The 25,342-nt window shown below is 67.5% G+C and carries 23 protein-coding genes; 15 read left to right on the plus strand and 8 right to left on the minus strand.

All coding sequences use genetic code 11. The features are described 5' to 3' along the window. Positions 1 to 24 precede the first annotated feature (24 nt). Positions 25 to 639 carry a pyridoxamine 5'-phosphate oxidase family protein gene (locus K0O64_RS01185; protein WP_096309565.1) on the plus strand — a complete coding sequence of 205 codons (615 nt, stop codon included), beginning with the start codon at positions 25 to 27 and terminating at the stop codon, positions 637 to 639. A gap of 86 nt (positions 640 to 725) precedes the next feature. Here K0O64_RS01185 and K0O64_RS01190 read toward each other — a convergent pair whose 3' ends face one another. Then, positions 726 to 2,948 (minus strand): molybdopterin-dependent oxidoreductase, encoded by a 2,223-nt coding sequence (locus K0O64_RS01190; RefSeq protein WP_096309566.1) that lies wholly within the window; start codon positions 2,946 to 2,948, stop codon positions 726 to 728. A gap of 66 nt (positions 2,949 to 3,014) precedes the next feature. Continuing rightward, positions 3,015 to 3,755 carry an IclR family transcriptional regulator gene (locus K0O64_RS01195; protein ID WP_220046455.1) on the minus strand — a complete coding sequence of 247 codons (741 nt, stop codon included), beginning with the start codon at positions 3,753 to 3,755 and terminating at the stop codon, positions 3,015 to 3,017. Positions 3,756 to 3,864: 109 nt separating this feature from the next. Between K0O64_RS01195 and K0O64_RS01200 the strand changes: the two genes are divergently transcribed. The 3 genes from K0O64_RS01200 (at position 3,865) to K0O64_RS01210 (ending at position 7,564) form a co-directional block, all read left to right on the plus strand. Further along, a complete protein-coding gene (locus tag K0O64_RS01200) occupies positions 3,865 to 5,205 on the plus strand; it encodes an FAD-binding oxidoreductase (RefSeq protein ID WP_220045923.1) in 1,341 nt (446 codons plus the stop codon). Continuing rightward, positions 5,205 to 5,987 carry a DAPG hydrolase family protein gene (locus K0O64_RS01205; RefSeq protein WP_220045924.1) on the plus strand — a complete coding sequence of 261 codons (783 nt, stop codon included), beginning with the start codon at positions 5,205 to 5,207 and terminating at the stop codon, positions 5,985 to 5,987. The genes K0O64_RS01200 and K0O64_RS01205 overlap by 1 nt, the downstream gene beginning before the upstream one ends. A 113-nt stretch (positions 5,988 to 6,100) precedes the next feature. Then, positions 6,101 to 7,564 carry a PE-PPE domain-containing protein gene (locus tag K0O64_RS01210; RefSeq protein ID WP_220045925.1) on the plus strand — a complete coding sequence of 488 codons (1,464 nt, stop codon included), beginning with the start codon at positions 6,101 to 6,103 and terminating at the stop codon, positions 7,562 to 7,564. A 79-nt stretch (positions 7,565 to 7,643) separates the two neighbouring features. Here the strand turns inward: K0O64_RS01210 and ilvD are convergent, their stop codons facing one another. Then, positions 7,644 to 9,341, minus strand: a complete 1,698-nt coding sequence (ilvD, locus tag K0O64_RS01215) for a dihydroxy-acid dehydratase (RefSeq protein WP_071948129.1) — start codon at positions 9,339 to 9,341, stop codon at positions 7,644 to 7,646. 79 nt (positions 9,342 to 9,420) lie between these two features. On the opposite strand from ilvD, the gene K0O64_RS01220 reads away from it, so the two are divergent. The 5 genes from K0O64_RS01220 (at position 9,421) to K0O64_RS01240 (ending at position 14,288) form a co-directional block, all read left to right on the plus strand. Beyond that, positions 9,421 to 10,014 (plus strand): DUF305 domain-containing protein, encoded by a 594-nt coding sequence (locus tag K0O64_RS01220; RefSeq protein ID WP_096309567.1) that lies wholly within the window; start codon positions 9,421 to 9,423, stop codon positions 10,012 to 10,014. Then, the gene (ricR, locus tag K0O64_RS01225) at positions 10,015 to 10,305 is read left to right on the plus strand and encodes a copper-sensing transcriptional repressor RicR (protein WP_220045926.1); all 291 of its coding nucleotides are present in this window, start codon (positions 10,015 to 10,017) and stop codon (positions 10,303 to 10,305) included. It begins immediately after the preceding gene. 82 nt (positions 10,306 to 10,387) lie between these two features. Beyond that, a complete protein-coding gene (locus K0O64_RS01230) occupies positions 10,388 to 11,599 on the plus strand; it encodes an MFS transporter (protein ID WP_220046456.1) in 1,212 nt (403 codons plus the stop codon). A gap of 144 nt (positions 11,600 to 11,743) precedes the next feature. Further along, on the plus strand, positions 11,744 to 12,787 hold the full coding sequence (locus tag K0O64_RS01235; RefSeq protein ID WP_220045927.1) for a L,D-transpeptidase: 1,044 nt from the start codon (positions 11,744 to 11,746) through the stop codon (positions 12,785 to 12,787). Positions 12,788 to 12,836: 49 nt separating this feature from the next. Continuing rightward, positions 12,837 to 14,288 (plus strand): alpha/beta hydrolase, encoded by a 1,452-nt coding sequence (locus tag K0O64_RS01240; protein WP_425574742.1) that lies wholly within the window; start codon positions 12,837 to 12,839, stop codon positions 14,286 to 14,288. Here K0O64_RS01240 and K0O64_RS01245 read toward each other — a convergent pair. Beyond that, positions 14,254 to 15,465 (minus strand): MFS transporter, encoded by a 1,212-nt coding sequence (locus tag K0O64_RS01245; protein WP_096309569.1) that lies wholly within the window; start codon positions 15,463 to 15,465, stop codon positions 14,254 to 14,256. The genes K0O64_RS01240 and K0O64_RS01245 overlap by 35 nt on opposite strands. A gap of 113 nt (positions 15,466 to 15,578) precedes the next feature. Between K0O64_RS01245 and K0O64_RS01250 the strand changes: the two genes are divergently transcribed. Next, a complete protein-coding gene (locus tag K0O64_RS01250) occupies positions 15,579 to 15,926 on the plus strand; it encodes an ArsR/SmtB family transcription factor (protein ID WP_096312639.1) in 348 nt (115 codons plus the stop codon). Between the two features lie 53 nt (positions 15,927 to 15,979). Here the strand turns inward: K0O64_RS01250 and K0O64_RS01255 are convergent, their stop codons facing one another. Further along, positions 15,980 to 17,992 carry a M13 family metallopeptidase gene (locus K0O64_RS01255; RefSeq protein WP_225933595.1) on the minus strand — a complete coding sequence of 671 codons (2,013 nt, stop codon included), beginning with the start codon at positions 17,990 to 17,992 and terminating at the stop codon, positions 15,980 to 15,982. 70 nt (positions 17,993 to 18,062) lie between these two features. Here K0O64_RS01255 and K0O64_RS01260 point away from each other — a divergent pair, with 70 nt between their 5' ends. Beyond that, positions 18,063 to 18,650, plus strand: a complete 588-nt coding sequence (locus tag K0O64_RS01260) for a hypothetical protein (protein WP_220045930.1) — start codon at positions 18,063 to 18,065, stop codon at positions 18,648 to 18,650. Continuing rightward, complete coding sequence (locus K0O64_RS01265; RefSeq protein WP_096309571.1) at positions 18,647 to 19,336, plus strand: hypothetical protein; 690 nt, start codon at positions 18,647 to 18,649, stop codon at positions 19,334 to 19,336. Before K0O64_RS01260 ends, K0O64_RS01265 begins: the two co-directional genes overlap by 4 nt. Here the strand turns inward: K0O64_RS01265 and K0O64_RS01270 are convergent. From K0O64_RS01270 to K0O64_RS01280, 3 genes are read right to left on the minus strand one after another with little or no spacing between them, the layout of a single operon-like run. Further along, positions 19,323 to 19,745, minus strand: coding sequence for a CoA-binding protein (locus K0O64_RS01270; RefSeq protein WP_174714095.1), 423 nt, complete (start codon positions 19,743 to 19,745; stop codon positions 19,323 to 19,325). The two genes, K0O64_RS01265 and K0O64_RS01270, sit on opposite strands and share 14 nt — an antisense overlap. Next, complete coding sequence (locus K0O64_RS01275) at positions 19,745 to 20,239, minus strand: transcriptional regulator (RefSeq protein WP_096309573.1); 495 nt, start codon at positions 20,237 to 20,239, stop codon at positions 19,745 to 19,747. The genes K0O64_RS01270 and K0O64_RS01275 overlap by 1 nt, the downstream gene beginning before the upstream one ends. Continuing rightward, a complete protein-coding gene (locus K0O64_RS01280; protein WP_071948121.1) occupies positions 20,236 to 23,172 on the minus strand; it encodes an MMPL family transporter in 2,937 nt (978 codons plus the stop codon). Before K0O64_RS01280 ends, K0O64_RS01275 begins: the two co-directional genes overlap by 4 nt. Before the next feature lie 276 nt (positions 23,173 to 23,448). Here K0O64_RS01280 and K0O64_RS01285 point away from each other — a divergent pair, with 276 nt between their 5' ends. From K0O64_RS01285 to K0O64_RS01295, 3 genes are all read left to right on the plus strand, one after another. Beyond that, positions 23,449 to 24,036 carry a hemophore gene (locus K0O64_RS01285; protein WP_096309574.1) on the plus strand — a complete coding sequence of 196 codons (588 nt, stop codon included), beginning with the start codon at positions 23,449 to 23,451 and terminating at the stop codon, positions 24,034 to 24,036. 165 nt (positions 24,037 to 24,201) lie between these two features. Beyond that, the gene (locus K0O64_RS01290) at positions 24,202 to 24,573 is read left to right on the plus strand and encodes a heme-binding protein (RefSeq protein WP_071948119.1); all 372 of its coding nucleotides are present in this window, start codon (positions 24,202 to 24,204) and stop codon (positions 24,571 to 24,573) included. A gap of 57 nt (positions 24,574 to 24,630) precedes the next feature. Continuing rightward, positions 24,631 to 25,299 carry a response regulator transcription factor gene (locus K0O64_RS01295; protein ID WP_170310646.1) on the plus strand — a complete coding sequence of 223 codons (669 nt, stop codon included), beginning with the start codon at positions 24,631 to 24,633 and terminating at the stop codon, positions 25,297 to 25,299. The last annotated feature ends 43 nt before the right edge of the window (positions 25,300 to 25,342 follow it).

A 25,342-nucleotide genomic window follows, 5' to 3' on the forward strand; every position in this document is an offset into this window, starting at 1 on the left:
GCCGCGGTGGAGGATACTCGAGCGATGCACCGTGAAGTGACGACCGTCGCCGAGCTTCGGGAGATCGTGGGCGAGCCCGACCACTACGTCGCCAACAAGGTCAAGGACCGGCTCTCGGCCGTGCAGCGGGACTGGCTGGCACATTCGCCGCTGGCGTTTGTCGCCACCACCGATGCCCAAGGCCGCGTTGATGTTTCACCGAAAGGTGATCCAGCCGGATTCGTCCACGTCATCGACGACCGCACGATCGCGATTCCTGATCGGCCGGGCAACAAACGGGTCGACGGCTACCTCAATGTGCTGCAGCGCCCGCAGGTCGCAACCCTGTTCGTGATCCCCGGCCGCGGCGATACGTTGCGGATCAACGGGCGGGCCCGCATCCTCGCCGACGCCGACTACTTCGACGCCATGGCGGTGAAGGGTAAGCGGCCGCTGCTGGCGCTCGAGGTCGACATCGAAGAGGTGTTCTTCCACTGCTCCAAGGCGTTCCTGCGGTCGGACACCTGGAAACCTGAGACCTGGAATCCGACCGCGCTGCCCAGCGTGGCCCAGATGGCCAAGGCGCTGCGGTACGACTGGACCGACGCCGAACTCGAGGAACGTTACTGCGAGGACAACATTCGCAAGGTGTTGTACTAGCCGGCCGCGCTATGTCGCCCAGGCTGCAGTTATCGACACGAAATGCGAGTAAGCCTCGCGGTACTTTTACAGCCTCGCCGAGGGTGCTAGCCGGCTGGAGCCACCTCCACCGGCAGCGCGTTGAGCACCGCGGTTCCGGACAACGGATCCAGCAGCGTGCCGTCGTTGAGGTTGTTGACGTTCACGCCCGGGTGCTGGGCAGCCACCCGCATCCGGGTGCCCGGCTCGGTGTGCCCCCAACCGTGCGGCAATGACACCACGCCGGGGCGGATCGCGTCGGTGATCTCAACGGGCACTTCGAGTTTCCCGCCCGGACCGGTGACCACCGCCATCTCCTCGAGGCCCAGCCGTGTGGCATCGGAGGGATGGATCTGCAGTGTGCAGCGGTTGGTTCCGCCGGACAGCGCAGGCAGGTTGTGCATCCAGCTGTTGTTCGACCGTAGATGTCGGCGGCCGATCAGCAGGAAGCCGGGTTCCGACGTGAGCGCCGCATGCAGTCGCGGGATGTCGGCGAGGATCGGCTCGGGATCCAATTCGATTGTGCCCGAAGGAGTCCGGAGTATCTCCGGAATTCGCGGGCTCAGCGCACCGAGGTCGATCCCATGCGGCGCCCCCTTGAGCTTCTGCAGGGTCAGGCCGTCGGGGTTGGCGCCGAAGCCGTCGCCGAACGGGCCGAGCCGCAACATCATGTCGAGGCGTCGCTCGTAGCCGCGGCCGTCGGGCAGCATCGCGGTCAGTTCCTCGACGGACCGGCCTGCGACGGGGGAGTGCTCGTCGGCGACCTCCTTGCCCAGCGTCGTCGCGATCACCTGGTCGTCCACCAATGTCGGGTCGGCGTCGGCACCCATCCCTAGCACGATCAATGCCAGGCGAGCCAGGATCTCGCACTCGTCGGGCCGCCCGTCTTCCAAGGGCAGCACCGGTGGGGAGTACCTGGCGTTGTTGCGCACCGCCGCCCCGCTGAGCGCGAGGTCGTAATGCGCTGCGCGAGAAGGCGGAGGCGGCGGCAGGATGACGTCGGCGTGCCGGGTGGTCTCGTTGAGGTACGGATCGACCGACACCATGAAGCCGACGCCGTCGAGGGCATCGGACAGCCGTGCGCCGTCGGGCGCGGACAGCACGGGGTTGCCGGCGATCGTGATCATCGCCCGGATCTGTCCCTCGCCGGGTGTTTCGATCTCCTCGGCCAGCGCGACCGCGGGCAATTCGGAGAGCGCCTCGGGGTGACCGGAGACCCGGCTGCGCCAACGCCCGGTGGCGAAACCCCGACCGGGACGCGGTGGGCGCGGAGCACCGGCGATCGGTGAGTGCGCGAACATCACCCCGCCGGGGCGGTCCAGATTGCCGGTCAGAATGTTCACCACGTCGACCAGCCAGCTGGTCAGCGTGCCGAACCCGACGGTCGAGGTGCCGATGCGGCCGTAGACCGCCGCCGTTGGGGCCGCGGCGAGTTCGCGTGCCAGCGTACGGATTTCGTCGGCGTCGATACCGCAGTGTCCGGCCACCGCCTCCGGCGGGAAATCCAGCGCCGCCGCCCGCACCCGCTCCAACCCGCTGACGTGCTCGGTCAGCCGGCCCAGGTCGACCAGATCCTCGTCGAAGAGCACATGAGCGATCGCGAACAGCAGCGCGGCATCGGTGCCGGGGCGCGGCGCGAGGTGGCGATCGGCCATCTCCGCGGTGCGGGTGCGGTTGGGATCGATCACCACCAACTTGCCGCCGCGGCGGCGCAATGCCTTGAGCTTGCCGGGGAAGTCGGCCGCGGTGGCCAGGGATCCGTTGGACACCAACGGATTTGCGCCCATCACGACCAGATAGTCGGTGCGGTCGAGGTCGGGGAGGGTGAAGGCCACCGGGTTTCCGAACAGGTACCCGCAGGAGACGTGCTTGGGCATCTGGTCCAGTGTGCTGGCCGAGTACACCTGCCGGGTGCCCAGCGACTTGATGACGACGGGTCCGTAGAGCGAGCCTGCGATGGTGTGCGCATTCGGGTTGCCGAGGTACACCGCGACCGATGAACCGCCGGTGTCGGCGATCACGCGCTGCAGGCCCTCGGCGGCTGCCGCGAAGGCCTCGGCCCAGGTGGTCTCGACCAGTTCACCGTCGCGGCGCACGAGCGGGTTTTGCAGCCGGTCGGGATCGTTGTCCAGTTCGGGGAAGCTCGCGCCCTTGGGGCAGATGAAGCCGTGGCTGAACACGTCGTCGCGATCACCCCGGGCAGCGCTGACCCGGTCGTTGTCGTCGATGGTGAGGACCATCCCGCAGGTGGCCTCGCACAGCGGGCAGATTCGCAAAGCGGTGCGGCTCATGCCTGTCACTGTGCTCTGCGACCGACCCCGGTGGCAAGCCCAACCACCGGATGGTCAGATTTGGCTTCAGCTGGTCCAGACTGGTGACGCCAGCGCGTCATGCAATGCGGCGACGATGCGATCTCGGTTGGCGTTGAACCGCTCGGTGGGCGCTGGTACCGAGATCGCGACGATGTTGCCGCCTGCCCCGCGGCCCGCGATCCCGGCGGCCGAGATGCCGTCGGTGTGCTCGTCGCGGTCGAACGCCACCCGGTCGGTGCGGATGCCCCGGATCTCGGCGCGCACCCGGTCGGCTTCGGCCGGGTCGAGGGCGGCGAGCACCTGGTCGACATCGGCGTCGTCGAACAGGGCCAAGACCGCCTTACCGTTGGCGGTGTCGGGCAGCGTGAATCGGCCGCCGATCGCCGAGACCGCGCGGAGCCGGTGCGGCGACTCGATCTGGTCGATGAACAGCATCTGGCCGCCCCGGTAGACCGAGAGGTCGACGGTTTCACCGGTGGCCTCGGCCACCCGGTCCAGGGTGGACCGGAATGCGGACGTGATGTGGGCGGCGTCGGCGTTGGCCAGGCCGAGCAGTCGCTCGCCGAGGACGATGCGCCCGTCGTCGTCCACCGCGGCGAATCCCACCTCGACCAGACCGACGAGCAGTCGCCGCGCCGTCGACTTGGCCAGTCCGAGGCGGCTGTGCAGGTCAACGAGCCGCAGCCGGCCCGGGGCGGTCGCGATCTCCTCGAGGGCGGCGGCGGCGCGGCGCAGCACCTGAATGCCGTCGTCACGGGCATTCGATGGGCGTCCGCCGTCGACCATAGAAATTTTCGCGTCAGTCAACTACATCCCTTCCCTCGGCGTTCCCGCAGCGGTAGTGTGCCGCAATACGGATCATAGCGATTCGCTATGTGAACCATAGGAGGCTTTGGTGGGGTCACTTCCTGAAGGTCGCCATTTCTTTCACGGCGACGACGGTTACGAGGACGCACGCCGCGCCACGGTGTGGAACCAGCGCGTGCCCAACCGCTACCCGGACGTCATCGTGCAGGCGGTCGACGCCGACGACGTCGTCGCGGCACTGCGCTATGCGAAGGCCAACAACAAGAAGGTCAGCATCAAATCCGGCGGGCACAGCTGGGCGGCGAGCCACCTGCGCGACGGCGCGGTGCTGCTGGACATGAGCCGGGTGGACCAGACCAGCATCGACGCCGACGCGATGACCGCGGTCGCGGGGCCGGGCAAGGGCGGCAGCGTGCTGGCCGCCGAACTCGACGCGGTCGGACTGTTCTTTCCCGCCGGCCACTGTAAGGGGGTGTGCATCGGCGGTTATCTGCTGCAGGGCGGTTATGGCTGGAACAGCAGGGTGGTGGGGCCGGCCTGCGAGAGTGTCATCGGCCTGGATGTGGTGACCGCCGACGGCGACAAGATCTACATCGACGCCGACAACCATCCCGATCTGTACTGGGCCGCCCGCGGCGCCGGGCCCGGCTTCTTCGCCGTGGTCACCGCATTCCACCTCAAGCTCTACAAGAAGCCGGCGGTGCTGGGCAGCAGCTTCTACGCCTACCCGATCGAGCTTGCCGACGAGATCTTCACCTGGGCCCGGGGTATATCCGCGGAGGTCGACCGTCGCGTCGAGTTGCAGATCGTCGCCACCAAGAGCGTGCCCAACGCCGGCATCGACCGGCCCGCGATCGTGATGGCCTCCCCGGCGTTCGCCGACACAGAGGAAGAGGCCAAGGAGGCGTTCGGCATCCTCGACCGGTGCCCCGTCGTCGACAAGGCGCTGGCCGCGTTCCCGTATGCTCCAGTGCCGCTTGCGGATTGGTACACCGCAGTCATGAGTAACTACCTCGAGGACCACCGCTACACCGCCGACAACATGTGGACGAACGCCTCGGCCGAGGAGTTGATGCCGGGCATTCACCGCATCCTGGACACCCTGCCACCGCACCCCTCGCATTTCCTGTGGCTGAACTGGGGCCCGTCACCGCAGCGCCAGGACATGGCCTACAGCCTGGAGAGCGAGATCTACCTGGCGCTGTACGCCGGCTGGATGGATCCCGCGGACGACGAAAAGTACGGAGACTGGCCACGATCCAACATGGCGTCGATGGCCTCATTGGCGACCGGAATCCAGTTGGCGGACGAGAACCTGGGCCGCCGGCCGGCCAAGTTCGTCACCGACGAGAACATGGCGCGGCTCGATGAAGTGCGCGCGCAATACGATCCCGACGGCCGGTTCCACAGCTGGATGGGCCGGGTCTAATGGCCGAGACATACTTGGGCTACCGTCCCGGCGACGGTGACACCGCGTGGGGCAAGTACTTCACTCCGGAGATGGCCGAACTGCCCCGGCACGCCGTCGTCGCGCTCGAGCACGGTCCGCAGGCCGACCAGGTGATGCTCGGATTCGATTCGGCAGCAACACTTCTGGATGCCGGATACCAGCAGACCGAAAATGGTTACGGCACGCTGCGCGGTGGCGGATTCCACGTCGCGATCCGCACCGACATGCCCGGTGTCACACCGGCAATGTGGGATTGGTGGTTCGGCTGGCATGGCAGCGAGTCCACTCGTTACAAGTTGTGGCATCCGCGCGCGCACGCCTCGGCGCACTGGGGTGACAGCGGGCCCGACGGAAGCTACGTCGGACGGACGTCGATCATCGAGGAGTACCTCGGGTCGGCGTACGCCAAGGCGGCCATCGCGTTCGTCGAGCCGTCGACGTTCGGGTTCGACGTGTCGCGGCTCGGCACTGACGTCGCGGTGTGCGCACGGCTGGGGTCCAGTGAGGTGCCGGTCGACATCGGCTGGTTCGTCCACCACGTGCGAGCGGTCGCCGGCGGAGCCGAGATGCGGTCACGGTTCTGGATGGGCGGACCGTACATCGGTGTGCGCCGGGGCAACCGACTGGCCGACTCGGTGATCCGGCCGATCGCCGCCCATCAGCTGCCGGATCCTCGCGACCTGCTGGTGCACTGCTCGCAGGAGATGAACCACCTCGCGGGCTTCCTGCCGGAAATTTACGCGGAGTTCGCTGAGTCCTGAGGCTCGGGGTTACTCCTAACGGAGATCGCCAAATCGCCACCGCCACCGACCTCAAGGGTTATGTTCGCTGAACAGTTCCATGGGTCGGGCATCGGGGGTTTCAAATGGTAGCTGTGGCGTTTTCACACAAGATTCGGCAGGGATTCGCGGTCGGGGGCAGGAAGGCCGCACTGTTCGGTGCGGCAGCAGCCACGGCGGTCACCATGACGATGGGCACGGTCGCCGAACCGGTGGCACCGTCGGCAAACGCACTGACCTTGGATGCGACCACCACCGGGCCGCTGCTGTGGCTGATCAACGAGCTGGGCGTGGACAGCATCACGATCCCCGGCGTGCCTGCGCCGATCGGGCCGCTCACCATCAACCTCGACTGGACCAAAGCCGATCCGGTTGCGCTGAACAACGAGCTCAACCTGGCACCGTTCAGTGGTTTTCTGGCGTATACCGCGACGCGCCCAAATCTATTGGCCAGTGGCGGTACCGGGCCGCTGCTGGTTGCGGTCGGGACGGGCGTGCCTGCCGCGATTCAGGCGTATCAGGCGATGTTGTCGAGTGCCAAAGGGAACACACTGCCTGGTTATGACCCGTTGGAGGCGGCGGGCAAGGTCAACGCACTCGGCCAGTCTTGCACCGGAGGCTTCGGCTGTCTGCAGGGCACCAACGTCACCAACCTGCCAATTGCGTTGATCCGCAATCCCGAAACGCCAAACGGCGGGCTGTACGCGCGGTTTGCCCCGATCTTCAATCTGTTCGGCTCGAACCCGGTGAGCCCCAACGCGCAGTCGGGTTCGAGCACCGGTATCCAGTTCAACTCCTCGATCGTTAATGTCGCGCTCGGCTACGACTTCCTGTCGGACTTCCCGGAGACACTGAACCCGTTCTCGCTCGCCAACTCTTTCCTTGCCGGCCTCCTACCGACCTACCTGGTCGACGGCGGAACGATCAAGGGCGATGGCACCGACACGATCATCGGCAATCTCGCTGCGCTGCTACTCGCCGGCACAAGCACGACCTCCTACAGCACATTCGCCCCCAACGACCTGCCGCTGCTGGAGCCGCTGCGGCTGCCGTCGCGCATCCTCAACGCAGTCTTCAAACAGGTGGGCGTGCCGATCACCTTGGGCACTCCGCTGGCCGACGCGCTGCAGCCCGCGCTATCGATCCTGGTCAACATCGGCTACACCGATGTGCAGACGCCGAGCGAGGGCGGCACCTACAACCGCACGTATGACCAATCGGGACAGTATGTTCCGTTCCTGTCGCGGGCCACGCTGACTCCGCAGGAGTGGGCCGCGGTCCCGGGCGATGTGGTCAAGGCGCTGGTGAACGGATTCCGGGATGTGTTGTCCGGCAAGTCCACATCGGCACCGAACGTGCCGGATCCGCATGCCCCGCAACTGCCGGTGGCGGCTGTGCCGTCAACGGCTACCGCGACGGTGGCGATTACTGCTGCGGAGCCCAGCGCGAAGTCCGGTAAGCCGTCGAAGAAGTCGAATTCGGTTTCCCGCAGCAAGAGTTCAGCACCGAAGGCGTCGGCCAAGAAGGGTGTCGGCGGATCGAAGCGCGCGGCCAGCTAGCGGCGGTCACCGCGAGTGTGGGCCTTATGCAGGGAATCTGAGCGATTTCCCTGCATGACCCCCACAGTCGACGACAGGCCTACCCGCAGACTGCGCCGCTCGCCGCCGAGCCGACCAGCTTGCGGTACTTGGCGAGCACACCGGTGGTGTACTTCGGCGCCGGCGGGGTGAATCCGGCCTTGCGCGAATCGAATTCGCCCTCATCGACCAGGACGTCCAGCGTCCCCTTGCCGACGTCGAGGCGGATCCGGTCACCGTCTTGGACGAACGCGATGGGGCCGCCGTCGACCGCCTCCGGCGCGATGTGCCCAACGCACAGGCCAGTGGTGCCGCCGGAGAACCGGCCGTCGGTCATCAACAGCACATCCTTGCCGAGCCCGGCACCCTTGATCGCGCCGGTGATCGCCAGCATCTCGCGCATCCCCGGGCCGCCCTTGGGGCCCTCGTAGCGGATGACGACGACGTCGCCGGCCACGATCGTGCCGTCCTCGAGCGCGTCCATCGCCGCCCGCTCGCCGTCGAAAACCCGTGCAGTGCCTTCGAACACGTCCGAGTCGAAGCCGGCCGACTTCACCACCGCGCCCTCGGGCGCCAGCGAGCCGTGCAGGATCGTGATGCCTCCGGTGGGGTGGATCGGGTTGCTCAGCGCACGCAGCACCTTGCCGTCGGGATCCGGCGGAGCGATGTGGGCCAGGTTCGCGGCCATCGTCTCGCCGGTGACCGTCATGACGTCACCGTGCAAGAGGCCAGCGTCCAACAGTGCTTTCATCACCACCGGCACACCGCCGATGCGGTCGACGTCGAACATCACGTGCTTGCCGAACGGCTTCACGTCGGCCAGGTGCGGCACCTTGGCGCCGATCCGGGTGAAGTCCGACAGGTCCAGCTTGACCCCGGCCTCATGCGCGATCGCCATCAGGTGCAGCACCGCGTTGGTGGACCCGCCGAACGCCATCACGACCGCGATCGCGTTCTCGAACGCTTCTTTGGTCAAGATGTCGCGGGCGGTGATCCCGCGGCGCAGCAGCTCGACCACCGCTTCACCACTGCGCCGGGCGTAGCCGTCGCGGCGGCGGTCGGTGGCCGGCGGTGCGGCACTGCCCGGCAGCGACATCCCCAACGCCTCGGCCGCGGACGCCATCGTGTTCGCGGTGAACATGCCACCACACGCACCCTCGCCCGGACAGATCGCGCGCTCAATGGTGTCGACGTCTTCACGTGACATCAGTCCACGCGCGCACGCGCCGACGGCCTCGAAGGCATCGATGATCGTCACGTCCATCTCGGTGCCGTCGGACAACTTGGCCCGGCCCGGCAGGATCGAACCCGCGTAGAGGAACACCGCGGCCAGATCGAGTCGCGCGGCGGCCATCAGCATGCCCGGCAGTGATTTGTCGCAGCCCGCCAGCAGCACCGAACCGTCCAGGCGCTCGGCCATCATCACCGTCTCGACACTGTCGGCGATCACCTCGCGGGAGACCAGCGAGAAGTGCATGCCCTCGTGACCCATCGAGATGCCGTCGGACACGGAGATGGTGCCGAACTCCATCGGATAGCCACCCGCGGCGTGCACACCGTCCTTGGCGGCCTTGGCCAGCCTGTCCAGCGACAGGTTGCAGGGAGTGATCTCGTTCCAGGACGACGCCACACCGATCTGCGGTTTGGCGAAGTCCTCGTCGCCCATGCCTACCGCGCGGAGCATCCCGCGGGCGGCGGCCTTCTCCAGACCGTCGGTGACGTCGCGACTGCGGGGCTTGAGATCGGGGCTTTGGCTCACCGGTCAAGTATGCCGTGGTCGAGGGTGCCCACCAAAATCCTTTTCATACCCCCGAGGGGTATTCGGGTACGGTGGAAACATGACATCCACGCCCGTCCGCATTGTCGCGGTCGCCGCAGCCCTGGCCACCGCCGTCGTCGTCTCCTCGTGCAGCAAAACCGAGGATCACAGCCAGCACGCCACCTCGACCACCAGCAGCAGTGCCACGGTGGCCGCCCACAACGCCGACGATGTCATGTTCGCGCAGATGATGATTCCGCACCACCAGCAGGCGGTCGAGCTCAGTGGACTCGCGCCGCAGCACACCGACAACCAGGCGTTGCTCAAGCTGGCATCGACCATCGCGGGCGCCCAGCAGCCGGAGATCGACGCGATGAAGGCGCTCCTGCTGCAGTGGGACGTCGACCCTGCGATGGGTGACCACAGCGGGCACGGCGCCGCGATGCAGGGCATGGTCGACGACGCGACGATGACCAAACTCAAGTCGCTCAAGGGCCCGGAGTTCGACACACTGTGGTTGCAGGCGATGATCGGCCATCACCAGGGCGCCATCGAGATGGCCAAGGCCGAGATCGCCAACGGTCAGAGCGCCGACCTGACCGCGATGGCCAAGTCCATCGTCACATCGCAGCAGGCCGAGATCGACCAGATGAAGCAGATGCTTGGAGGCTAAATGACTGGCGCACATGGCTATTCAGCGCGCAAGGACAACTACACCAAGCGGTTGCGCCGCATCGAGGGTCAGGTCCGCGGGATCGCCAAGATGATCGACGAGGACAAGTACTGCATCGACGTGCTGACCCAGATCAGCGCCGTCAACAGTGCCCTGCAGTCGGTTGCCCTGGGCCTGCTCGAGGAGCACCTCGGCCACTGCGTCAGCCACGCCGTCGCCGAGGGCGGCGACGAGGCGGACAAGAAGCTGGCCGAGGCATCGGCCGCGATCGCCCGTCTGGTCCGGTCCTGACGCCTTCGATCCGCGCAGTGCGACACCGGGCAACGTACGGCTCATTCGGCGTCACAGCCGATACCGTGAACCGGTGCCCACAGTGCAGCGCACGTGGACACCGCGAGTCGCCACAGCGCTGGCCGTGCTGGCCGCCGCGGCGTTCATCTACGTCACCGCCGAGATCATGCCGGTCGGTGCGCTGCCCGCGATCGCGCGCGACCTCCATGTCAGTGAGGCCGTGGTGGGTACCTTGCTGGCCAGCTACGCCCTCGTCGCGGCGGTGGCCACCATGCCGCTGGTTCGCTGGACGGCGGCCTGGCCGCGACGGCGCACCCTGCTGTGGACGCTGGCCTGCCTTTCGGTGTCGCAACTGATCTCAGCGCTCGCCCCGAGCTTCGAAGTCTTGGCCGTCGGCCGAGTGCTGTGCGCGCTGACCCACGGACTGATGTGGTCGGTGATCGCCCCGATCGGCGTGCGGCTGGTGCCACCGAGTCACGCAGGGCGCGCCACCATGGCGGTCTACGTCGGCACCGGTCTGGCGTTGGTGGTCGGCAGCCCCCTCACCGCGGCCATGAGTGAGCTGTGGGGTTGGCGGCTGGCGGTCGGCGCCATCACCGTCGCGTCGGTCGTGGTCTTGGTGGCGGCGCGGTTCGCGCTGCCGGTGATGACGATGACCGACGCCGTCGACGGCGTCCGTCCGCGACCGATCGGGCATCACCGCAACCGGCCGCTGGTCGTGCTGAGCGTGCTGACGCTGGTGGGCGTCACCGCTCACTTCATCTCCTACACGTTCATCGTGGTCATCCTTCGCGACGTGGTCGGCGTGCACGGCGCGCATCTGGCGTGGCTGCTCGCCGCCTACGGGGTCGCCGGCCTGACCGGCATGGCGGTGTTGGCGCGGCCGGGAGACCGGCGGCCGAAGACGGCCGTGCTCGGCTGCCTGGCCGGGTCGTCACTGGCGTTCGCGGTGCTGGCGACCCTGGGCTACCTCAGTTGGCACACCGTCGCCGTCGCGGCGGTCGGTGCGGTGGCGATCGTCGGGTGGGGAGCGACGGCCAACGCGATGCCGCCGATGCTGCAAGCCGCCGCGATGCGGCACTCGCCGGAGGATCCCGACGGCGCGTCAGGACTGTATGTGGCGTGCTTCCAGGTCGGCATCATGGCCGGATCGCTGACCGGCGGACTGCTCTATCAGCACGCCGGGGTGCCGGCGATGCTCAGCGCGTCGGCGGGCCTGATGCTCGCCGCATTGGCCTGCGTGATGATCAGCCGGGGCCTGTTCGCGGTCCGTCCGGCTACCAGCGAAAAGTAACGCTTCTCACCCCCATCCCGACGATCTGCACAGTTCAGGGCAGTGACGGGGTTTGTGGCCAGGTTCGCTGGCGAATGAACTCCATGGGTGCACCCAGCGTGTTATGCGAGACTGGGTCAACGTCGGTTCGAGGGAGTTTTCGTTATGACGCTGCGGGTGAAGGGGGCGATCGCCACCGCGCTCTGCGTGGTCGGAGTGGCCGCCGGAATCAGTCTTGGCAGCGGTTCGGCGCTGGCCGATCCAGACCTCGCGCCGGGCGATCCCGGGATCGTCGACGTGCCACCGGCGCAGGTGCCCGCGCCTGATCCGTTCGCTCCGCCGCCGGCCGACCCGGCCGCTTTCCCGCCCCCGGCACCGGATCCGTTCGCGCCGCCGCCCGCACCGCCGGTCGACCCGGTGGCCGCCCAGCAGGCCGCCGCGGCAGCAGCCGGCCCGGTCAAGGGTCAGAACCCGACGCCCTACACCGGTGACCCGGTGTTCGCGCCGCCGTCATTCAACCCGGTGAACGGCGCGATGGTCGGCGTGGCCAAGCCGATCATCATCAACTTCGCCCGGCCGATCGCCAACCGGCCGCTGGCCGAGTCGGCGATCCACATCTCGTCGGTGCCGCCGGTTCCCGGCGCGTTCTACTGGACCACCGACACCCAGGTCCGCTGGCGTCCCTACAACTTCTGGCCACAGGGCACGGTCGTCAACATCGACGCCAGCGGCGCCAAGTCCAGCTTCCGCGTCGGTGACACCCTGGTCGCCACCGTCGACGACAAGGCCCACCAGATGACCATCACCCGCAACGGCAAGGTCGAGAAGACCATGCCGGTCTCGATGGGCAAGCCCGACGGCAAGCACGAGACCAAGAACGGCACCTATTACGTGCTGGAGAAGTTCCCGGACATCATCATGGACTCGGCCACCTACGGCGTGCCCAACACCTCCCCCGAGGGCTACAAGCTGAAAGTCCAGTGGGCGGTGCGCATCGACAACAGTGGCGCCTTCGTGCACAGCGCGCCGTGGTCGGTGGCCGATCAGGGCAAGCGCAATGTCAGCCACGGTTGCATCAACCTCTCGCCGGACAACGCCAAGTGGTTCTACGACAACTTCGGCAGCGGTGACCCGATCGTGGTGAAGAACTCCGTGGGGCTGTACAACAACCCCGACGGCGCCGACGACTGGCAGTGGCAACTGGCTTAGCCAGTGGGCCACGGAGTTTCAAAGCTTAGGCACAGAATCGGACTCCACAATGGGGTCCGTGCCGCCCACCCCGTCGCCAACGCCGCCGGCGCCCCTGCCTCAGCTGCCGGCGCCTGACCTGCATCAGTACGCCCACGGCATCTCGCTGCTGGGTGGCTGGCTGCCGTTGACGATCGAAATCGTCGCTGCCATCACGCTGATCGTCGCCATCGGGTGGCGCCGGACCCGGCGTTGGTGGCTGCTGTGGCTGCCGGTCTGCGCCGTGCTCGGCGTGCTCGGGGCGCTCGCCGCGCGCATGTACGTGAACTCCGAGGGTTTGGCCTCCGACCCGGCGCCGTTCTATTTGTGGGTCTGGGTCGGCGTTTTCGTCGTCGGCATCGGGGTGGCGGTCTTGGGTTGGCGTGGGAACTCTTGGTGGCGGCGGGGTTTCGCGGTGCTGGCGATTCCATTGACATTCTTGGCGGCGCTGGTCGCGCTGAACAAGTGGGTCGGCTACTACCCGAGCGTGCAGACCGCGTGGGGCGCGTTGACGGCCGGCCCGCTACCCAACCAGGTCGACGCCTCCGAGCTCCCCGAACTGAGAAACACCGTGCAGTCCACGGGCAAGCTCGTCGAGGTCGACATCGCGTCAGACGCAAGCGGATTCAAACACCGCAGTGAGTATCTCTACCTGCCGCCGGCTTGGTTTGCCGGTGCCACCCCGCCGAAGTTGCCGGTCATCATGATGGTGGCCGGTGAGTTCAATACCCCGGCAGACTGGATCCGCACCGGCAACGCGATGCCGATCATCGACGGCTACGCCAAAAGCCATGGGGGACAAGCCCCGATCTTTGCGTTCGTCGACTCCGGTGGCAGCTTCAACAACGACACCGAATGCGTCAACGGTCCCCGCGGCAACGCCGCCGACCATCTGACCAAGGACGTCCGGCCTTATCTGGTCAAGCAATTCAACGCATCGGACCAGGCGGCCAACTGGGCGGTGGTCGGCTGGTCGATGGGCGGCACCTGCGCGATCGACCTGACTGTGATGCACCCCGAGTTGTTCAGCACGTTCGAGGACATCGCCGGTGACCACGGCCCCACCGCGGGCACCAAGGAGCAGACGATCAGCCGGCTCTACGGCGGCGACGCCGCGCTGTGGGACATGTTCGATCCGCGCACCGTGATGCAGAAGCACGGACCGTATCAGGGTGTCGCCGGCTGGTTCGAGGACACCGTCACCCCCACCAACACCGCGTCACCGTACGGCAAAGGCGGTGGGCACCGGCCGCAGTCCGACGCGCCGTCGGGGTTCGGCGGGCGCGACGACTTCAAGGACTCCGACGAGGCCGGAGCGGCCGACGACCTTTGCGCGACAGCGCAATCGGTGGGTATCTCCTGCTCGGTGCACCGCATCATCAGCTTTCACACCTGGCAGTTCGCCGAGCGGGCGTTCTCCGATGCGCTGCCGTGGCTGGCAGCTCAGATCAAGACGCCGGGCGCGACGGACTCGGCTGCCTGACGCCCACCGCCGCCCCCAGGCAGGCCAGCGCGACGATCGTCGCGAACCACGGAAAGACCTGCGCCAGCGGCCATTTGGTAGCGGCCCAGCCTGCCGCGATCGTCGGCAACGCCATTGCGGTGTAGGCCAACAGGTAGAACGCAGACATCGTCTCGCCGCGCCGGTCGGACGGCACCACGTCGGACAGGTGGCGCAGCGAGCCACCGAATCCGAGCCCGAACGTCGCGCCGAGCAGTGCGGCCGCGGCGAACACCAGCGGCCAGCGGTGGGTCAGCAGCACCGGGATCGTCAGCAGCAGCGCGGCGGCCATCCCGATATCGCCGATCACCGCCGAGCGGCGGGCCGGGACGCGGGTGGCCACCAGCTGAGCCATGGCCGCCGCGAAGGCGGTCACCCCGACCACACCACCGCCGAACACCAGATTGTGGACATGGGTCTGCTGCGCGGCCAGTGACGGGTACAGCGACAGCAGCACACCAAGAACCGACCAGGACGCCATCGCGCCAAGGGCGGCGAACCAGAAGTCCTCGCGAATCTGTGGCGGCACAGCAGGTTTGCTGATCCGGATGCGGCCGCCGGTGCGGCCGGCGTGGGTCTCCCGCAGCGCCACCACACCGATGCCGACGATCGCGCACACCACCGCGACGACGGCATACGGGGTGCGCAGCGGATGCGCCACGTACTGCGCCAGCAGCGACGAGCCGACGATGGCCACCGTCATGCCGATGTTGAAGCTGACACCGCTGAGCTGTCCGGAGCGCACGCCGTGCTGCGGTCGCAGATCGAGCAGTGCCGCGGCGGCGGCGACCACGATCGAGCCGACCGCCGCACCGTGGATGGTGCGGGCGAGCAGGAGCATCTCGATACTGTCGGCGATCAGGAAGATGCCCAGCCCGGCGATCAGCGCGATCAACGCGCCGAGTAGCACGGGCTTGCGGCCCACGACATCGGAGATCCGGCCGGACACCAGCACCGCCGCCAATGCCGCGAACGCGTAGACCGCGAACACGATCGTGGTGGCCAGCGGCGAGAGATGCCAGTTCGATTCGTAGATCCCGTACAGCGGCGCGGGCAGTCCCGAGACGCCGAGCGCGACACCGCTGAGGACCAGCAGCAGGGGATACGCCCAGCGCTGGCTGGTGGCGCGGCCCGCGGGTGCCTCGTGCACACACGCCATGAGGACTCCCGGTAGTTTGATGGTCATCGAACTCGTTCGAGCGTACGCTGGGTTTGATAGCGATCAAACTTCGCAGGCCGTGACGGCGGACACAGGAGACAACCGTGGTTGAGGTGGAGGCATTCCACGCCGACAGCTATCCGGTGCATCCGGTCGGCTCCGTGCATCAGGTGCTCGCCGCGCTCCAGGATCCGGCGCGGCTGGAGATGATCCGGCGACTGCACAACGCGGGTGCGCCGCTGCAGTGCAGTGCGCTCTACGACGGCATCAACAAGTCCACCGCCACCCACCACTTCAAGATCCTGCGGGAAGCGGGCTTGCTGGAACGACTGGTGCTCGGCGGCCTCACTCATCAGCGACTGCGCGCCGAGGAAGTCGACCAGGCGCTACCGGGGTTGCTGGCCTCGGTGGTCGACGGCGCCAACCGCGAAGCGGGCGCCCACTCCTCAGCCAGCCTGTAGTTACCGTGCGGGTTACTCGAACTTTCAGTCGATAACTACAGGCTCGGCGAACCCTAGTTCCAGATGCGGACGCGCCGGTCGGGTTCCAGGTACAGCTGGTCGTCCTCGCTGACGTCGAACGCCTCGTAGAAGGCATCCATGTTGCGGATGACGCCGTTGCAGCGGAACTCCGGCGGCGAGTGCGGGTCGGTCGCGAGTCGCCGAATCGCTTCGGCCTCACGGGACTTCGTCCGCCACACCTGAGCCCAGCCAAAGAACACCCGCTGCTGGCCGGTCAGCCCGTCGATCACCGGTGCGGGCTTGCCGCCCAGTGACAGCTCGTAGGCAAGCAGCGCGATCGACAGCCCACCGAGGTCGCCGATGTTCTCACCGACCGTGAACGCCCCGTTGACGTGATGAGACGGCTCGAGCCCGCGCGGGACGAACTCCTCGTACTGCTCGATGAGTTGTTTGGTGCGCGTGCCGAATTCAGCCCGATCCTCGTCGGTCCACCAGTCGACGAGGTTGCCGTCACCGTCGTACTTGGCGCCCTGGTCGTCGAAGCCGTGACCGATCTCGTGGCCGATCACCGCGCCGATCCCGCCGTAGTTCGCCGCGTCGTCGGCGTCGGCGTCGAAGAACGGCGGCTGCAGGATCGCGGCGGGGAAGACGATCTCGTTCATCCCCGGGTTGTAGTAGGCGTTGACCGTCTGCGGCGTCATGAACCACTCGTCGCGGTCGACCGGGCCGCCGAGCTTGGCGAGCTCGCGGTCATGCTCCACCTCGGCGCCGCGAATCACGTTGCCGTACAGATCATTGCGATCGATCACCAGCGTGGAGTAGTCGCGCCACTTCTTCGGATAGCCGATCTTGGCGGTGAACTTGTCCAGCTTGGCCAGCGCGCGCTGGCGGGTCTGCGGCGTCATCCACTCCAAGTCGTTGATGCTGACCCGGTAGGCCTCGCGCAGGTTGTCGACGAGCACGTCCATGCGCGCCTTGGCATCCGGTGGGAAATGGCGCTCGACGTAGACGCGTCCGACGGCGTCGCCCATCAGGGCCTCGACCAGTGACACAGCCCGCTTCCAGCGCTCGCGGATCTGCTCGGTTCCCGACAGGGTGCGGCCGTAGAAGTCGAAGTTCGCCTCCACCACCGCATCGGTCAGGTATGCGGCGCGGGCGTTGATCAGCCGCCAGCGTGCCCAGTCCTGCCAGTCGGCGAAGTCGTGACTCGACCACAGCTCGGCGAATGCGGTCAGGTAATCCGGTTGGCGTACAACCAGTTCGGCGACCACATCCGGGGAGGTGCCCAGGGCGCCGACCCAACCCGCCCAGTCGAAGCCGGGCGCCTCGGTGGGCAGATCGGTGAACGTGCGCAGGTTGTAGGTCAAATCGGCGTCGCGACGCTTGACGACATCCCAGTGCGCGGCAGCGAGCTTGGTCTCCAGCGCCACGATCCGCGCGGCCCGCTCGGTGTGATCGTCGGCCGTGCCCCCCAGCACGAGGGAGAACATCGTGGCGATGTGCGCCGGGTAGGCGCCCAGGATGGAGGCGTGCTGATCGTCGCGGTAGTACGACTCGTCCGGCAGGCCAAGCCCCGATTGCGTGACGTGCACCAGGTAGCGCGAGGAGTTCTTCGAATCGGTGTCGATGTAGAGGCCGACACCACCGCCGACTCCGGTGCGCTGCAGCCCACCGATCACCGCGGCCAGCGCGGCCGGGTCGGCCGCCGCATCGATACGGGCCATCTCGTCGAGCAACGGCTGCACCCCGCGGCGCTCGACGGCGTCTTCGTCGAGGAAGCTGGCGTACAGATCGCCGATGCGCTGCTCGTCGGTGCCCGGCTCCCCGCTGCCATTCCCCGAGTCGCTGCGCTCCTGCCCGCCGGAAGCCTGCATGATGAGCTCGCGGACCTGCTCCTCGGCCCGGTCGTACAAGGTCCGGAACGCGCCGTCGGTGGCCCGGTCGCCCGGAATCGTGTACTCGGTCAGCCAGCGTCCGTTGACGTGGCCGAACAGATCGTCTTGAGGGCGAACCTCGGCTTCGACGTGGGACAAGTCGATACCCGAGCGCAGCGTTTCTACCGTCACCCAACCATCCATACCAGAGGTCCGACCTCGGTGTACGGCACGCAGGTGACCGCCCGGTAGCCTCGCCTGCATGCCTGACGCCGAACCGACCGCCGACGAGGCGCCCGACCGGGTCTTCACCGGCTACGGCGTCGGCTCCGCGGTCCTCGGTGTGGTGGCCGTCGCAGCCGTCGTGCTGGGAGTGCTGATCTGGACCGGGCATCGCGACGCCACCGACGAGCGGGCCTACCAATCCAAGGTGATGTCGGCTGCCGCGGACTGGACCGGCGTCTTGATCAACATGAACGTCGACAACGTCGACACCAGCCTGGCGAAACTGCATGACGGAACCGCCGGGCAGCTCAACTCCGACTTCGAGGCCGCCATCAAGCCCTACCGCGAGGTGGTCCGCACCCTGCAGGCCCGCACCACCGGGCAGATCGAGTCGGTGTCCTTCGAGGCGGTCCACCACGACCTGAACGCCCAACCCGGTCAGCCGCCGGCCCCCGCCAGCCTGCCGCCGGAACTGGCCAAGCGCACCGACTCCGTGCTGGTGGTCGCGACCTCGGTCAGCGAGAACGCCGGCAACAAGCCGACGACGGTGCGCTGGAACCTGCGGCTCGGCGTCTCCGACGTCGACGGCAAGCTGATGATCTCGCGGCTGGAGTCGCTGCGATGAGGAACCTCGCTCGGGTCCTGGCCTTCGACGTCGCGGCGCCGCTGGCCGCGATCGCCGGCTTGTTGGCCATCGGGGTCGTGCTGGGCTGGCCACTGTGGTGGGTCGCGGTGTGCTCGATGCTGTGCCTGCTCATCGTCGAGGGCGTGATCGTCAACGTCGTGTTGTTCCGCCGGGATTCGGTGACGGTCGGCACCGACGACGACGGCCCCGGCCTGCGTCTTGCCGTCGTCGCCCTGGCCACCACGGCGCTGGTGGCCGCCGTCGTCGTCGGCTACACCCAGTGGACCCGCACAGACCAGACCTTCACCCGCGACTCCGCCGAGGTGGTCCGCATCGCCACCGCCGCCGCCGAGGCCACCGCGACGTTCACCCCGGCCGACCCGACGTCGTCGATCAATCGGGCGGCCACGTTCATGGCGCCCGACCGGGCCGACGCCTTCAAGAACGAATTCGGCCAAGCCACATCGGATCTGGCGAAGAAGAACATCTCCGCGACCGCGCAGACCATGTCCGCCGGGTTGGAGGCACTAGGCCCCGCGGCGGCCAGCGTGGCGGTGGTGATGCGAGGAACGCAGAGCCAGCCGGGTCAACAGCCGAGCACGGCGGTGCTGGCGCTGCGGGTCGGCCTGTCCAAGCAGGACGGCAAGTGGCTGGTCACGGACATCTCGCCGATCAACGTCCGATGAGCTGCGCGTAGTCCACCTTCAAGCACCGGTCCATCACCACGCGCAACCCGGCGGCCTCGGCCTGCTCGCCGACCTCGTCATGCCACAAACCCTGTTGCAGCCACAGGTATTTCGGGTGCGGGGTCAGCGCGAGCGTATCGGCCAGCACGGCGGGCAGGTCGTCGTAGCGGCGGAATACGTCGACCATGTCGGGCACCACGGGCAGATCGGCCAGCGACGGATAGACCGGCGTGCCGTCGATGTCACTGATCGTGGGATTCACCGGATACAGCTCGTAATGGCTGAAGCGAGCCAGGTATTGATACACGCGGTAGCTGGGCCGGGCCGGATTGTTCGACGCACCCACCACCGCGACCGTGCGGGTGTCACGCAGAATCTCTTGCAGCTCAGCCGAATTCGGGGCTGCCACTATGCTCCGCCTGCTGCGCGCTGCGCGCGCATCTTGGCGAACCGGTCCGAGAGCCTGCGCATCCGGATCATCAGCGACGCAGGCGGGCTGACTGTGCCCTCGAGGTAAGCGGCCAGATCCGACTGGGCCACCCCGATCCGTGAGGCGAATTCCTGCTCGGCCAAACCGGACCGGTCGAGCAGCAATCGCACATGACGGGCGGCCTCGGCGCGCTCGTTGGCCTCCAGGTGACCGCGGGCGCGCACCAGCACCTCGGACAGCGCTTTGGAGATGCCATAGGGCTGGGAATGCTCGAGCACTTCCTCGACCTGTCGTGCGGTTCGGCCGTACGGATCGCGCTTGATCGCCATCACGATCCGCTGCCAGACGGTGATGTCGCCAGTCTCCAGCGCTTCGCGAATCGAGGCGGTGGGCCAGAACTCGACGGGACGGCTATCGGGGAATGACTGCGTGGCCGATGCGGGTACGGCATCGCGTTCCGCTGCCACCGTCACCTCGCCTCCTCCAGGATCGCCACCGCCACCGCAAGGCAACGCTGCCTGATCCGCTCCCATTCGGCGGCCCCCTCCGGCCCAGCCCACCTGTCGTCGTCCTCGACGTCGGACGGGTCGGGGTCGGCGAGCCGGCGCACCAACTGGGTCGCCACCCATTGTCGCTCAGTTTGTCCAGAACAGTAATACCGGTCCATCCCCGCGAGTACCACCGCAACGGTCTCGGTATCCATCCCGCCGATAAGGTCGGCGAACTCGGCGAAGTCCGACCGGCTGTTGCGGCACAGCACCAGGTAGGCCTGCATCCGCAGGGTCTCGGCACACGTCGGGATCTGAAGCCGGTCACCGGTCGGCAGCTGGACGTGGGTGGTTTCCACCGGGCTGAGCCGCTCCACCGCGGGATGTCGGGTGTCGGCGCCGGTTTCCAGGGCGTCGAGGGCGATCGCGAGCCGGCCACGCCACATCGTGACCGGATGAACCGGCCGCGCCGTCGCCATCCGGGCGCTGCGATATCCGCGGATCAGCTTCACGGTCGAGGTGCCGCCGGGGCCGATGCGCATCGGCCGGGCGCGGGCGTCGTCGCTGCCCTTGACCTTGCCCGCGAGCTCGCTGCACCCGGTGAACGCCAGCGGGTCGGCCACGCTGACCGCGTCGGGCGCCAGACTCTTCAGCCGTGCCGCCCCCTTGACCACCATCTTCAAATCGGCGCTCGGGGGCACCAGCGCCGAAATGTCGTCGGGGATCACCACGAGGTCGCCGAGGTCGACCTTGGGTAGCGGCTTCTCGAAGTCGACCGAGGGCAGGATGCGCGCCAGCCAGCCGGGCAGCCACCAGTTCCACTGGTCGAACATCGCCATCAACGCCGGCACCAGGACCAGCCGGACGATCGTGGCGTCGACGGCGATCGCCACCGCACACGCCACACCCAGCTCGGCGACCAGTGGCATACCGGCGAACGCGAACCCGATAAACACCGCGATCATGATCAGCGCGGCGCTGGTGATCGTGCGAGCACTGGTGGACACCCCGTACGCGACGGCGTCGCGGGTGTCACCGGCCTGCAGATAACGCTCCCGGATGCGGGTCAGCAGGAAGATCTCGTAGTCCATCGACAGGCCGAACGTCATCGCCAGCACCAGCGGCGGAATCGTGCTGTCGATCGAGGTGATCCGGTGGAAGCCCAGCCCTTCCAGCCAGCCCCACTGGAAGACCATCACCAGACTGCCGTAGGCCGCGGCGACGGACAGCACCGTCATCAACACGCCCTTGAAGGCCAGGAACACCGAGCGCACCGAGATCAGCAGCATCACGAACGCGATCGCGGCGACGAACACGAACACCAGCGGTTGGGTATGGCCGACCCGGTCGTCGAAATCCTTGATCAGCGCGGTCGGGCCGCCGACATCGATCTGCACCCCATTCGCCGCTGGAAGCGCGCGAAGGTGACTGCGCATCCAGTCGATCGAGTTGCGGGCGGCGAGATCTTCGGGGTCCACCGAAAGGATCGCGGAGATCAGTGCGCTGCCGTTGTTGTCGGCGAACACCGGTGTGGACACCGAGACGACGTCGGGCGCCTTCGAGATCTCGGTGTTGATGGCCTCGAGGGCGGCGGCGTTCTTCGGATCGGACGCCGCCCCGCCGGGGAAGGTGACCAGGACGCGGACCGGTCCCAGGGCGCCGGGCCCGAGCGCCTGCGCTGCGGCGGCGACGCCACCGCGGACCTCGTGGGTGGCCGGGAACTGACGCTGCATGCTGTTGCCGAGCACCATCGAGAACGCGGGCGCGGCCATCGCCAGCAGCACGACCGTCGCCCCCAACGCCGACAGCCATGGTCGTCGCATGACCTCGCCGACCCAGCGGGTCCAGAACCGGGACTGCGTAGCCTCACCGCGCCGCGACCACTGCAGCAGCGACGAGCGCCGAGCCACCGGGCGCCCGAACGTCGCCAGCACCGCGGGCGTCAGCGTGGTCGAGGTCAGCACCGCGATCGCCACGGCGAGGATCGCGCCGGTGGCCATCGAGCGCAGCACCGGGGTGTTGATCAGATAGATGCCCGTCAGCGAGGCGATCACCGTCAGACCCGACAGCAGCACCGCCAGACCTGAGGTGGCCATCGCGGCGTCGGCGGCCTGCTGCGGATCGCGGCCGGCTCGCAGCTCCTCACGGAATCGCATGAGGATGAACAGCGAATAGTCGACGGCCAGTGCGATACCGAACATCGACACCGTCGACGTCACGAACACCGACATGCTCATGACCGTCGACAGCAGATAGACCACGCCCATCGTCACCACGACGGTGCAGACCGCGAGCAGTAGCGGCACCGCCGCGGCCGCCAGCGAACCGAACACCGCGAGCAGGACGATCAGAACGATCGGCAGGTTCCACTGCTCGGCCTCGGCGATGTCGTGCTTGGTGCTGGTCTGGGCGGCCGCACCGAGCGCGCCCTGGCCGATCACGTACAGCTTGACTCGGCCGTTGTCGATCTGGCCCGGCTGGTCACCGGTCACGCCGATCTTTTGCCGCAGCTGCCGGGCCACGTCGACGGCGCCGGTGTTGTTGAAGTCCAGCCGCAGCGACACCACATACGGCCGGTCCGGGGCGGGCGCCGGCTGGCCCGGGTTGGGAACCACCACGACGCTGGGAACCTGTTTGGCCGCCTCCTCCAGCTGGGCGACGGCGGTGTTCATGTCCGCGTAGCTGGCGTCGGCGCGCGGCGCGGCGACGAGTGCAAGCGGGGAGGCGCCCTGCTGCGGGTAGTGGTCCTCGAGTTGGTACTGCACATGCAGCGACTGGGAGCCGGCGACGTCGAAGCCGCCACCGGTCAGGTGGTTGGACTCCGTCAGGGCCAGATAGACGGCCGGCACCAAAGCCAGCAACCAGCACGTGAATACCAGCCAGCGGAATCTGCGCAGGTTGCTGCTCAGGCGCATCATGAACTGCTGGATGGCGATCTCCCCGCATTCTCCCCGGATTGCGTGGTTGCGAGCGTACCGCAGATGACTGTGCGCTGACCCGTCGTGACCGGCGGTCTTAGCTGGATTGAGACCTGTTGATCAGGCCCTCGTTACCCGCCCTCGATTGGCGACCCAACCGTTGCCGATGGCAGGATGTCCGATGACCACGTCCGGGGTCGGGGACTGTGCCGGGTCGCAGCGATGCTGCGCCGCGGCGTGACGTCAGCCAAACGTCAGCGAATTCGAGGAGTCCTCATGTCTGCGTCCACCCTGTCGTCGATTGCCGGCGTGCGCCGCGGTTTGTGCGTGGTTTTGGCCGCGACTGCGGCCGGCGGGGCGGCCGCGCTGGTGCTGTCGACGTCGTCGGCGACCGCCGCCCCCGATCCGTGCGCGGCCAGCCAGCTCGCCAAGACCGTCGGCACGGTGGCCACCAACACCGGCACCTATCTGGATGCGCACCCGCAGACCAACCAGGCGCTGACGACGATCTCCCAGCAGCAGGCCGGCCCGCAGACCGTGGTGGCGCTCAAGACCTACTTCGACGCCAACCCGCAAGCGGCCAAGGACTTGCAGGCGATCCAGCAGCCGCTGACGAGCATGTCCACCCAATGCAAGTTGCCGGTGAGCCTGCCGCAGCTGCTCGGTCTGCTGCAGTCGGCTCAGACCGGCGGCGCGCCGGGCACGGGGCCGGCGACCGGTGGCATCCCCGGAATCGGTCCGGGGGCGCTTCCGGGTATCACGACGGCACAACAGGTTTCCGGCGCGACGGCCCCGGCGTCGGGCACGCCGGCTCCGCTGAGCAACGGTCCGTTACCCGGTCCGGCCGTCGTCAGCCCCCGCTGACCGGCGCGGCTCGGCATCCGCTGGGAAACGCTCTGAGCAGCGACGTCGGAACATTCTCACGATTGGTTAAGCTCAAGGCGCGAAAGTCTGAAGCAATTCTGCTTAGCTTTCCCCTGTCAGTAGCGGTTACTGGCACTGCTTCTCCCTACGTTAAGGAGTCCGAGCATGTTGCTTAATGCCCGTCTGGCTCGTCGCGCGGTCGTCGGAGCGATCGGCACGGGCGCCGTCGCCGGCGCGATGCTGATCGCCGCAGCGCCGTCCGCGCTGGCCGATCCGCCGCCGAACTGCACCGCCGCTGACCTTGCCGGCGTGGCTGCGGGCGTGTCCGCGGCAACCTCGGCCTACCTGTTCACCCATCCGGACGTCAACGCGTTCTTCACCGGTCTGGAGGGTGCGCCGCGCGACACCATCCGGTCCGAGGTGAAGCAGTACCTGGACTACAACCCCTCGGTGAAGGCCGACCTGCAGGGCATTCGCCAGCCGCTGGTCGATCTCAAGAACCGCTGCGGTAACGCGCCCGACGTCCCTGGCGCCTAGCCCGCGGTGCGGGTAGGACAGCAGCCCGCGCAGGAAGGCGCCGGCCGCACCGTCCTGATGGTCGACGACGACCCGGATGTCCGGACTTCGGTGGCCCGCGGTTTGCGGCACTCCGGATTCGACGTCCGGGTCGCGGCGACCGGCAAGGAAGCGTTGCGGCTGTTGGCGAATGAGAATCACGACGCGTTGGTGCTCGACGTCCAAATGCCTGAGCTCGACGGCGTCGCGGTGGTGACCGCGCTGCGCGCACTGGGCAACGACATTCCGATCTGCGTGCTGTCGGCACGCGACACCGTCAACGACCGCATCGCCGGTCTGGAGGCCGGTGCCGACGACTATCTGACCAAGCCGTTCGATCTGGGCGAGCTGGTGGCCCGGTTGCACGCACTGCTGCGCCGGGCATCGCATTCCCATGAGGGTTCCGACGCCGTCACGATCGGGCCGCTCACGATCGACACCGCCCGGCGGCTGGTGTTCGTCAACGGTGACCGGGTCGAACTGACCAAACGAGAATTCGACCTGCTGGCGGTGCTCGCCGAGAACTCCGGTGTGGTGCTGTCCCGGCAGCGGCTGCTGGAGTTGGTGTGGGGCTACGACTTCGACGTCGACACCAACGTCGCCGATGTGTTCATCAGTTACCTGCGCCGCAAACTCGAGCGCGAGGGTGTGCCGCGGGTGATCCACACCGTGCGCGGCATCGGGTACGTCCTCCGGTCGGAGCCGTGATCCGGTCGTGAGTTCGCTGGGCCAGAGCCTGTCCCTCCGTAGC

The organism is Mycolicibacterium pallens (assembly GCF_019456675.1).
GTDB classification, from domain to species: Bacteria; Actinomycetota; Actinomycetes; order Mycobacteriales; family Mycobacteriaceae; genus Mycobacterium; species Mycobacterium crocinum.

Coding starts and splice junctions, on each gene's coding strand:
- K0O64_RS01190 (WP_096309566.1), bottom strand. CDS start 2,948: ATGAGCCGCACCGCTTTGCGAATCTGCCCGCTGTGCGAGGCCACCTGC.
- ricR (WP_220045926.1), top strand. CDS start 10,015: ATGACTGGCGCACATGGCTATTCAGCGCGCAAGGACAACTACACCAAG.
- K0O64_RS01185 (WP_096309565.1), top strand. CDS start 25: ATGCACCGTGAAGTGACGACCGTCGCCGAGCTTCGGGAGATCGTGGGC.
- K0O64_RS01205 (WP_220045924.1), top strand. CDS start 5,205: ATGGCCGAGACATACTTGGGCTACCGTCCCGGCGACGGTGACACCGCG.
- K0O64_RS01245 (WP_096309569.1), bottom strand. CDS start 15,465: ATGGCGTGTGTGCACGAGGCACCCGCGGGCCGCGCCACCAGCCAGCGC.
- K0O64_RS01240 (WP_425574742.1), top strand. CDS start 12,837: ATGGGGTCCGTGCCGCCCACCCCGTCGCCAACGCCGCCGGCGCCCCTG.
- K0O64_RS01220 (WP_096309567.1), top strand. CDS start 9,421: ATGACATCCACGCCCGTCCGCATTGTCGCGGTCGCCGCAGCCCTGGCC.
- K0O64_RS01195 (WP_220046455.1), bottom strand. CDS start 3,755: ATGGTCGACGGCGGACGCCCATCGAATGCCCGTGACGACGGCATTCAG.
- K0O64_RS01280 (WP_071948121.1), bottom strand. CDS start 23,172: ATGATGCGCCTGAGCAGCAACCTGCGCAGATTCCGCTGGCTGGTATTC.
- K0O64_RS01260 (WP_220045930.1), top strand. CDS start 18,063: ATGCCTGACGCCGAACCGACCGCCGACGAGGCGCCCGACCGGGTCTTC.
- K0O64_RS01265 (WP_096309571.1), top strand. CDS start 18,647: ATGAGGAACCTCGCTCGGGTCCTGGCCTTCGACGTCGCGGCGCCGCTG.
- K0O64_RS01290 (WP_071948119.1), top strand. CDS start 24,202: ATGTTGCTTAATGCCCGTCTGGCTCGTCGCGCGGTCGTCGGAGCGATC.
- K0O64_RS01235 (WP_220045927.1), top strand. CDS start 11,744: ATGACGCTGCGGGTGAAGGGGGCGATCGCCACCGCGCTCTGCGTGGTC.
- K0O64_RS01295 (WP_170310646.1), top strand. CDS start 24,631: ATGGTCGACGACGACCCGGATGTCCGGACTTCGGTGGCCCGCGGTTTG.
- K0O64_RS01285 (WP_096309574.1), top strand. CDS start 23,449: ATGTCTGCGTCCACCCTGTCGTCGATTGCCGGCGTGCGCCGCGGTTTG.